Origin of the sequence: Modestobacter excelsi, assembly GCF_005930495.1 — a bacterium.
GTDB classification, from domain to species: domain Bacteria; phylum Actinomycetota; class Actinomycetes; order Mycobacteriales; family Geodermatophilaceae; genus Modestobacter; species Modestobacter excelsi.
Genome location: NZ_SJEX01000123.1, coordinates 1 through 9624 on the forward strand (window position 1 = coordinate 1; position 9624 = coordinate 9624).

Consider the following 9624-nt stretch of genomic DNA (forward strand, 5'->3'; position numbering starts at 1 on the left):
AGCCCACCCCGACCGACCCCACGGCACCGCCGCCCGCGCCGTCCCCGGGTCCGCTCACCTGACCAGCACGAACAGCGCGTCGGGACCCCCGGTGCGAACTCGATCACCGGGGGTCCTGGCTTTCTGACACCACGCAGGCATAGGCTTCCACCGCTGGACTTTGTGAAGTAGTTCACAAGCGACACGCCGGGGCTTCCCGGGTGAGGTGGAGGTCGTTCCCGTGGTCTGCGCGACGAGGTGCGTACCCGTCAGGGGCGGGTGGCCGGCTGGTCCGGTCCCCGGCTCCGGTCAGGTGGGCTGCCGCTGATGCTGTCGAACTACGTGCCCCTCGTCGGGCTGTTCGCGCTCGCCGCGGCCTTCGCGCTGTTCTCGGTGACCGCGGCCCCGTTCATCGGCCCCCGCCGCTACAACCGGGCCAAGCTCGAGGCCTACGAGTGCGGGATCGAGCCGGTCGACCAGCCGCTCACCGGCGGTCGCTTCCCGGTCAAGTACTACCTGACCGCGATGTTGTTCATCGTCTTCGACATCGAGATCGTCTTCCTCTACCCGTGGGCGGTCGCCAACGACTCGCTCGGCGTCTTCGGCCTGGCCGAGATGGCCGTCTTCATCATCACCGTCTTCATCGCCTACGCCTACGTGTGGCGGCGTGGCGGGCTCGAGTGGGAGTGAGGGCCTGACATGGGTCTCGAGGAGAAGCTGCCCAGCGGTGTGCTGCTGACCAGCGTGGAGAAGCTGGTCAACTGGACCCGCAAGTCCTCGCTGTGGCCGGCCACGTTCGGCCTGGCCTGCTGCGCGATCGAGATGATGGCGTCCGGTGCCGGCCGCTACGACCTCGCCCGCTTCGGCATGGAGGTGTTCCGCGCCTCGCCGCGCCAGGCCGACCTGATGATCGTCGCCGGCCGGGTCAGCCAGAAGATGGCCCCGGTCCTGCGCCAGATCTACGACCAGATGCCCGAGCCGCGCTGGGTGCTCGCCATGGGCGTGTGCGCCAGCTCCGGCGGGATGTTCAACAACTACGCGATCGTCCAGGGCGTCGACCACATCGTCCCGGTGGACATGTACCTCCCCGGCTGCCCGCCGCGGCCGGAGATGCTCACCGACGCCATCCTCAAGCTGCACCACAAGATCCAGCACGAGCCCCTCGGCGCCAAGCGCGCCGCCCAGCAGGCGGCCGCCCGCGCCGACGGCACCGCCCCCGACCTGCACATCGAGATGCCCTCCAGCGTCCGCGCGGACAAGGACGCGCGCCGGGCCTACGAGCAGGCGGCCGCCGCCGGCCGGACCGGCCAGTTCGCGATCGAGCAGCGCGGAGGCAACGCCGTCGTCCTGGCCGAGCCCGGGGCGCCGCGATGACGGAGTCGGGCGGGTTCCGGCGGGGCGCCTTCGGCGTCGCCGGCAGCGGTGACACCTCGGGCTTCGGTGGCCTGGTCCGGGTCGAGCCCGGCGGTGCGGTCGCGCTGCACTCCACCGAGCGGCCCTACGGCGGCTGGTTCGACGAGGTCGCCGACGCCCTGATCGACGCCGTCGGCCGGGCCACCTACGACGCCGCCGTCCTGCGGGTGCTGGTCGACCGCGGCGAGATCACCTGGTTCGTCGTCCGCGAGCACCTGCTCACCCTGGTCCAGGCGCTCCGCGACGACGACGCCCTCCGCTTCGAGCTGTGCAGCAGCATCTCCGGCGTGGACTACGAGGACAGCGGCGGACCGGTCGCGACGCCGGACCGGCCGCGGCTGCACGTCGTCTACCACCTGACCTCGATGACCTACCGCCGCCGGATCCGGCTCGAGGTCGCGCTCACCGCGGAGGACCCGCACGTCCCCTCGGTCACCCGGGTCTACCCGACCGCGGACTGGCACGAGCGCGAGACCTGGGACATGTTCGGCGTCGTCTTCGACGGCCACCCGGCGCTGACCCGGATCCTCATGCCCGACGACTGGGAGGGCTTCCCCCAGCGCAAGGACTACCCGCTGGGCGGGGTGCCGGTGGAGTACCACGGCGCGCAGATCCCGCCCCCCGACGAGCGGCGGAGCTACCGATGAGCAGGGGCACCCGATGAGCACCACGTACGACCCCTACGCCGGTTCGCGCGAGACCACCGAGGGGCGCGTCTACACGGTCACCGGTGGCGACTGGGACCAGACCTTCGGCGCCGACCCGCACGAGGAGGAGCGGCTCGTCGTCAACATGGGCCCGCAGCACCCCTCCACCCACGGGGTGCTGCGCCTGGTGCTCGACCTCGAGGGCGAGACGGTGACCAAGGCCCGCGTCGTCATCGGGTACCTGCACACCGGCATCGAGAAGACGACGGAGTACCGCAACTGGACCCAGGGCACGACCCTGGTCACGCGGATGGACTACCTCGCGCCGCTGTTCAACGAGACGGCCTACTGCCTGGCGGTGGAGAAGCTGCTCGGCGTCGAGGCGCCGCCGCGGGCGCAGACCATCCGGGTGCTGGTCATGGAGCTCAACCGGATCGCCTCGCACCTGGTCGGGCTGGCCACCTTCGGCATGGAGATGGGCGCCCTCACCGGGATGACCAACGGCTTCCGCGAGCGGGAGCTGGTCCTCGACCTGCTCGAGGAGATCACCGGCCTGCGGATGAACCACGCCTACGTCCGCCCCGGCGGCCTGGCGCAGGACCTGCCCGAGGGCGCCGAGCAGCACATCCGCGAGTTCCTCGCCGTCATGCCCGAGCGCATCGCCGCGATGCACCGGCTGCTCACCGGCCAGCCGATCTGGCAGCGCCGGCTCAAGGACGTCGGCTACCTCGACGTCACCGGCTGCCTGGCCCTCGGCGTCACCGGCCCCATCCTGCGGTCGGCCGGCCTGCCGTGGGACCTGCGCAAGGTGGAGCCCTACTGCGGCTACGAGACCTACGACTTCGAGGTGCCGACCGCCGACACCGCCGATGCGTGGGGCCGCTACCTGGTGCGGGTCGCGGAGATGGGCGAGTCGCTCAAGATCGTCGAGCAGGCGCTGGACCGGCTGGAGCCGGGCCCGGTCATGGTCGAGGACAAGAAGATCGCCTGGCCGGCGCAGCTGTCCCTGGGCGCCGACGGCATGGGCCAGTCCCTCGACCACGTCCGGCAGATCATGGGCCAGTCCATGGAGTCGCTCATCCACCACTTCAAGCTGGTCACCGAGGGCTTCCGCGTCCCGGCCGGCCAGGTGTACAGCGCGATCGAGTCGCCGCGCGGCGAGCTCGGCTACCACGTGGTCAGCGACGGGGGCACCCGGCCGTTCCGCGTCCACGTGCGCGACCCCAGCTTCACCAACCTGCAGGCCACCGCCGCGATGAGCGAGGGCGGCATGATCGCCGACGTCATCGCCGCGATCGCCTCGATCGACCCGGTCATGGGGGGCGTCGACCGCTGATGAGTGCTCTTCCTGGTTCCTACGAGGGTGCGGCGACCACCGGACTGGACGACAGCCCGGTGGAGGCCCGCCCGCAGGTGCTCGCCGACCTGCCACCGCTGACCGCGCAGCACGAGGCCGAGGCCGCCGAGATCATGGCCCGATACCCGCAGGCCCGGTCCGCGCTGCTGCCGATGCTGCACCTCGTCCAGTCGGTGCAGGGCTACGTCTCGCCCGAGGGCGTGGGCTTCTGCGCCCGTCTGCTCGGCCTGACCAAGGCCGAGGTCGGTGCGGTGGCGACCTTCTACACGATGTACAAGCGGCACCCGACCGGCCGCCACCTGGTCAGCGTCTGCACGAACACGCTGTGCGCCGTCCTCGGCGGCCAGCGCATCTACGACGCGGTCTCCGCCGACCTGGGCGTCGGCCACGACCAGACCGCCGCCGACGGCTCCATCACCCTCGAGCACGCCGAGTGCCTGGCCGCCTGCGACTACGCGCCGGTCGTCACCGTCGACTACGAGTTCTACGACCAGCAGGACGTCGACTCGGCGATGGCGCTGGTCGCCGCCCTCCGTCGCGGGGAGAAGCCGCTGCCGACCCGCGGCGCGCCGCTCACCGACTTCCGCGGCATCTCCCGTCAGCTCGCCGGCTTCTCCCAGCACCGGGACGCCGCCGAGCACCGGGCCGCGGTCGACGGCCCGTCGGCCGGCATACCGACGCTGATCGGCGTCCGGCTCGCCGCCGAGCGCGGGGAGCAGGCGCCCCCGATCGACGAGGCGGCCGCCGCGGAGGCCGAGGTCGGCACCCCGGCGCCGGAGGCGCCCACCCCGGGCAGCACCGGCACCCAGCGGGCCGGCGACGCCACCGTCGCCGCGGCCACCAACCCGGCCGAGGAGTCCGGTGCCCGGCAGGTGCACACCGACGCCCCGGAGCCCGCCGGCCGTCAGCCGGCAGAACGCGGTGCCGAGGGCACCGACACCCCACCCACCGGCCCGGGAGCCGGGACGAACAGCTCTGTCGAGCGAGAGGTCTGACCGCCGTGCCGCTCACCCCTGTGCTCACCGCACGCTTCGACGCCGACCGCTCCTGGACGCTGGAGACCTACGAGCGCCTCGACGGCTACCGGGCGCTGCGCTCGGCCCTGCAGATGACGCCCGACGAGGTCGTCGGCCTGGTCAAGGACTCCGGGCTGCGCGGCCGGGGCGGGGCCGGCTTCCCGACCGGCATGAAGTGGAGCTTCATCCCGCAGCCCAAGCCGGGGGAGACCCCGACCGGCCCGGCGGCCATGCCCAAGTACCTGGTCGTCAACGCCGACGAGGGCGAGCCGGGCACCTGCAAGGACGTGCCGTTGATGATGGCCGACCCGCACTCCCTCCTGGAGGGTGTGATCATCACCGCCTACGCGGTGCGGTCGCACTTCGCCGTCATCTACGTGCGCGGCGAGGCGGTGCACGCCCACCGCCGGGTGATGGCCGCCGTGCAGGAGGCCTATGCGGCCGGCTACCTGGGCACCGACGTCCTCGGCTCGGGCTACGACCTGGAGCTCGTGGTGCACGCCGGCGCCGGCGCCTACATCTGCGGCGAGGAGACCGCGCTGCTGGACTCCCTCGAGGGCTACCGCGGCCAGCCGCGGCTCAAGCCGCCGTTCCCGGCCGTCGCCGGTCTGTACGGCGGCCCCACGGTGATCAACAACGTGGAGACGCTGGCCAGCGTGCCGTACATCGTCCGCGGCGGTGCCGACTGGTTCAAGACGATGGGCCCGGAGAAGTCGCCCGGGCCGAAGATCTACTCGCTGTCGGGGCGGGTCGTCCGCCCCGGCCAGTACGAGGCCCCGATGGGCACGACGATGCGTGAACTGCTCGAGATGGCCGGGGGCGTCCGCCCCGGTCACGAGCTGAAGTTCTGGACGCCGGGAGGCTCCTCGACGCCGTACTTCACCGCCGAGCACCTCGACGTCCCGCTGGACTTCGACTCGGTGGCCGCGGCCGGCTCCATGCTGGGCACCACCGCGCTGATGGTCTTCGACGAGACCGACTCGATCGTCGAGGCGACCCTGCGGTTCACCGAGTTCTACGCCCACGAGAGCTGCGGCAAGTGCACCCCCTGCCGTGAGGGCACGTACTGGCTGGTCCAGATCCTCGAGCGGCTGGTGCACGGCTCGGGGCGGGCCAGCGACCTGGACCTGCTCACCGACACCTGCGACAACATCCTGGGCCGCTCGTTCTGCGCCCTCGGTGACGGCGCCACCAGCTGCATCGCCAGCTCGCTGAAGTACTTCAAGGACGACTACGTCGCCCTCCTGCCCCCGGAGGAGCAGGCCCGGCTGGGCCGTTCCCTCCGACTCGAGCCCGTCGGAGCCGCGTCGTGACCCTGACTCCCGCCGTTCCCGAGCCGGCCCCTGCCCTGCCTCCTGGCATGCCGGGCCCGCACACACCACCGGACGCCGTCCACTGCACCATCGACGGCTTCCCGGTCGCCGTGCCCAAGGGCACGCTGATCATCCGGGCGGCCGAGCAGATCGGCGTGCAGATCCCGCGGTTCTGCGACCACCCGCTGCTCGACCCGATCGGCGCCTGCCGCCAGTGCCTGGTCGACGTCGAGGGCCAGCGCAAGCCGGTGGCCTCGTGCACCACCCCGGTGACCCCGGACATGGTGGTGCACACGCAGCTGACCAGCCCGGTCGCCGACAAGGCCCAGCAGGGCACCATGGAGCTCCTCCTGGTGAACCACCCGCTCGACTGCCCGGTGTGCGACAAGGGCGGAGAGTGCCCGCTGCAGAACCAGGCGATGAGCAACGGCCGCACCGACAGCCGCTTCGTCGAGACCAAGCGCACCTACCCCAAGCCGCTGCCGATCAGTTCCCAGGTGCTGCTGGACCGGGAGCGCTGCGTGCTGTGCGCCCGGTGCACCCGGTTCAGCCAGCAGGTGGCCGGCGACCCGTTCATCGAGCTCTTCGAGCGGGGCGCGCTGGAGCAGGTGGCCGTCTACGAGGACGAGCCGTTCGAGTCCTACTTCTCCGGCAACACCACCCAGATCTGCCCGGTCGGTGCGCTGACCAGTGCCACCTACCGGTTCCGCGCACGCCCCTTCGACCTCCGCAGCGAGCCCAGTGCCTGCGAGCACTGCGCCAGCGGCTGCGCGCAGCGCACCGACTACCGCCGCGGGGTCGTCACCCGGCGGCTGGCCGGGGAGGACCCCGAGGTCAACCAGGAGTGGAACTGCGACAAGGGCCGCTACGCCTTCCGGTACGCCATGAGCAACGACCGGCTGACCACGCCGCTGGTGCGCGGGGCCGACGGCGTGCTGCAGCCCGCCTCCTGGCCGGAGGCCTGGGCCGCAGCCGCTGAGGGGCTCGCCGCGGCGCGCCGCGCCGGTGGGGTGGGCGTGCTGCCCGGCGGGCGGCTCACCGTCGAGGACGCGTACACCTACGCCAAGTTCGCCCGGGTCGTGCTGGGCACCGACGACGTCGACGCCCGCGCCCGCGCGCACTCGGCCGAGGAGGTCGCCTTCCTCGCCGCGCACGTCGCCGGCACCGCCCCCGGTGCCGGCGCGGTGACCTACGAGGAGCTGGCCGCCGCGCCCGCGGTGCTCCTGGTCGGCTTCGAGCCGGAGGAGGAGTCGCCGATCGTCTTTCTGCGGCTGCGCCGGGCCGTCCGGACGGCGGGCACGCAGGTGTTCGACATCGCCCCCTTCATCACCCGCGCGGCGGAGAAGCTGCAGGCGACCGTCCTGGCGACCGCGCCGGGACAGGAGGCCCAGGTGCTGCGGGCGCTGGCGGCCAACCCGGTCGAGGGGCTGCTCGCCGACGCCGCGGTCGCGCTGTTCCACCGGGGCGCGGTCGTCCTGGTCGGTGAGCGGCTGGCCGAGGTGCCCGGCGGGTTCTCCGCCGTCGCGGCGCTCGCCGCCGAGACCGGTGCGCGGGTCGGCTGGGTGCCCCGGCGGGCCGGTGAGCGCGGCGCGGTGGAGGTCGGTGCCCTGCCCGGCCTGCTGCCCGGTGGACGCACCGTCGCCGACCCCGCCGACCGCGCCGCCGTCGCGCAGCGCTGGGGCGTCGACCTCCCCGGGACGCCGGGCCGGGATACGACCGGCATCCTCGCCGCCGCCCGGGACGGAGCACTCGGCGGGCTGCTGGTCGGCGGCGTCGACCCCGCAGACCTGCCCGACCCCGCGCTGGCCGAGGCGGCGCTCGCGGCAGCCGGGTTCGTGGTGAGCCTGGAGCTGTTCCCCTCCGCGGTCACCGCGCACGCCGACGTCGTCCTGCCGGTCGCCGCCGCACCGGAGAAGGCCGGCGCCTACCTGGACTGGGAGGGCCGGGTCCGCGCCTTCGACGCGACGCTGCACGGCACCGGTCAGCTGAGCGACGGCCGGGTGCTGCACGGCATCGCCGAGCACATGGGCGTCGACCTGGGGTTGTCCACGGTCACCGCCGCGCGCGCCGAGCTGATGGCCCTGGGTGGCGCCCCGCGAGCGGCCCTCCCCGGTGGCCTGGACGTGGCGCCCGCGCCCGCTCCGCAGCTCACCGGCGAGCAGGCCGTGCTCGCCTCCTGGCGGCAGCTGCTGGACGTCGGCACCCTGCAGCGCGAGGAGCCGGCTCTGGCGGGCACCGCACGCCCGCCGATGGCCAGGCTGGGCAAGGACGCCGCCCGCAGGCTGGGTCTGGCCGACGGTGACCTGCTCACCGTGACGGGGCCGGCCGGGTCGGTCACCCTGCCCACCCGGCTGGTCGACATGCCCGACCAGGTCGTCTGGCTCCCGATGCGCTCACCGGGCAGCGACGTCCGGGCCGGTCTCGGTGCCGGACCCGGCTCCGTGGTCACGCTGACCGTCCCGGCAGGAGGTGCCGCGTGATCCCGCTCGCCGCCCGCGACCAGCCCACGCTGGAGGACTTCGGGCACGACGTCTGGTGGATCGTGCTCATCAAGATCGTCGGCATCTTCGGGGTGCTGGTCGCGATGACGCTGTTCGCGATCGTGTTCGAGCGCAAGGTCGTCGCCCGCATGCAGCAGCGGATCGGGCCGAACCGGGTGGGCCCCCGCGGCTACCTGCAGAGCCTCGCCGACGGCCTCAAGCTGGCGTTCAAGGAGGACATCATGCCGGCGCTGGCCGACCGGCCGGTGTACTTCCTGGCCCCGGTCATCTCCACGATCCCGGCGTTCCTCGCGTTCTCGGTCATCCCGCTGGGCCCGACCGTGAGCATCTTCGGGCAGCGCACGCCGCTGCAGCTCACCGATGCCCCGATCGGCGTCCTCGTCGTGCTGGCCTGCTCGGCGATGGGCGTCTACGGCATCGTGCTGGCGGGCTGGGCGTCCGGGTCGACCTACCCGCTGCTCGGCGGCCTGCGCAGCGCCGCCCAGATGGTCAGCTACGAGATCGCGATGGGCCTGTCGATCGTGGCGGTGTTCCTCTACGCCGGGTCGATGTCCACCTCGGAGATCGTCGCCGCGCAGGCCGACGGCACGTCGCTGTCGTTCTTCGGGTTCGGCGTCACCGGGCCGAGCTGGTTCGCGGTCCTGCTGCCGGTCTCCTTCGTCATCTACGTCATCGCCGTGGTGGGGGAGACCAACCGGGCGCCCTTCGACCTGCCCGAGGCCGAGAGCGAGCTCGTCGGCGGGTTCCACACCGAGTACTCCTCGCTCAAGTTCGCGCTGTTCTTCCTCGCCGAGTACGTCAACATGGTCACCGTCTCGGCGCTGGCCGCGACGCTGTTCCTCGGCGGCTGGCGGGCGCCCTGGCCGATCTCGATCTGGGACGGCGCCAACACCGGCTGGTGGCCGCTGCTGTGGTTCTTCGCCAAGGTCGTCGTCGCGCTGTTCGTCTTCATCTGGCTGCGCGGCACGCTGCCGCGGCTGCGCTACGACCAGTTCATGCGCTTCGGGTGGAAGGTCCTGGTGCCCACGGCCCTGGTCTGGATCCTGGTGGTCGCCACCATGCGCACGGTCTCCCGCGAGGCCGACCTCGACGGCGGTGAGGTCGCCGTCTTCGTCGGCGTGCCGATCGCGCTCGTCGTCCTCGCCGGCCTGCTCATCGCCTCGCGGGTGGCCAACCGGGACACCCGGGTCGCCGCGCGCGCCGCCGCCGCCGGGTCGCTGAACCCGACCGAGCCGGAGGTGCTGCCGGCCAGCCGCCGCGGCGACCGAGCAGCGGGCGGCTTCCCGGTGCCACCGCTGGACCTGCGCGTCCCGCCGTCCCCCCGGCTGCGCAGCCGGGAGACCGTCGCCGCCGGCGCGGTCGTGGGCACCGGACGGCGGAGCTCCGCCCCCACCGACC

The 9624-nt window shown here is 72.9% G+C and carries 8 protein-coding genes; all 8 read left to right on the plus strand.

Annotation, left to right across the window (positions count from 1 at the left end; all coding sequences use genetic code 11):
* Positions 1–306: 306 nt before the first annotated feature.
* Positions 307–669, plus strand: a complete 363-nt coding sequence (locus FHL80_RS24130) for an NADH-quinone oxidoreductase subunit A (RefSeq protein ID WP_138735871.1) — start codon at positions 307–309, stop codon at positions 667–669.
* Positions 670–678: 9 nt separating this feature from the next.
* Entirely contained in the window at positions 679–1353 is a 675-nt protein-coding gene (locus tag FHL80_RS24135) for a NuoB/complex I 20 kDa subunit family protein (protein WP_138735872.1), read from the plus strand.
* Positions 1350–2039, plus strand: a complete 690-nt coding sequence (locus FHL80_RS24140; protein ID WP_138735873.1) for an NADH-quinone oxidoreductase subunit C — start codon at positions 1350–1352, stop codon at positions 2037–2039. The genes FHL80_RS24135 and FHL80_RS24140 overlap by 4 nt, the downstream gene beginning before the upstream one ends.
* 13 nt (positions 2040–2052) lie before the next feature.
* Positions 2053–3375 (plus strand): NADH-quinone oxidoreductase subunit D, encoded by a 1323-nt coding sequence (locus FHL80_RS24145; protein WP_138735874.1) that lies wholly within the window; start codon positions 2053–2055, stop codon positions 3373–3375.
* Positions 3375–4391 (plus strand): NADH-quinone oxidoreductase subunit NuoE, encoded by a 1017-nt coding sequence (gene nuoE, locus FHL80_RS24150; protein ID WP_138735875.1) that lies wholly within the window; start codon positions 3375–3377, stop codon positions 4389–4391. The genes FHL80_RS24145 and nuoE overlap by 1 nt, the downstream gene beginning before the upstream one ends.
* 5 nt (positions 4392–4396) lie before the next feature.
* The gene (gene nuoF / locus FHL80_RS24155) at positions 4397–5725 is read left to right on the plus strand and encodes an NADH-quinone oxidoreductase subunit NuoF (protein ID WP_138735876.1); all 1329 of its coding nucleotides are present in this window, start codon (positions 4397–4399) and stop codon (positions 5723–5725) included.
* Between the two features lie 47 nt (positions 5726–5772).
* A complete protein-coding gene (locus FHL80_RS24160; RefSeq protein ID WP_138735877.1) occupies positions 5773–8205 on the plus strand; it encodes an NADH-quinone oxidoreductase subunit G in 2433 nt (810 codons plus the stop codon).
* Positions 8202–9624, plus strand: a 1423-nt coding sequence (gene nuoH, locus FHL80_RS24165) for an NADH-quinone oxidoreductase subunit NuoH (RefSeq protein WP_138735878.1), incomplete at its 3' end; no start/stop codon positions are given. The genes FHL80_RS24160 and nuoH, both read left to right, overlap by 4 nt.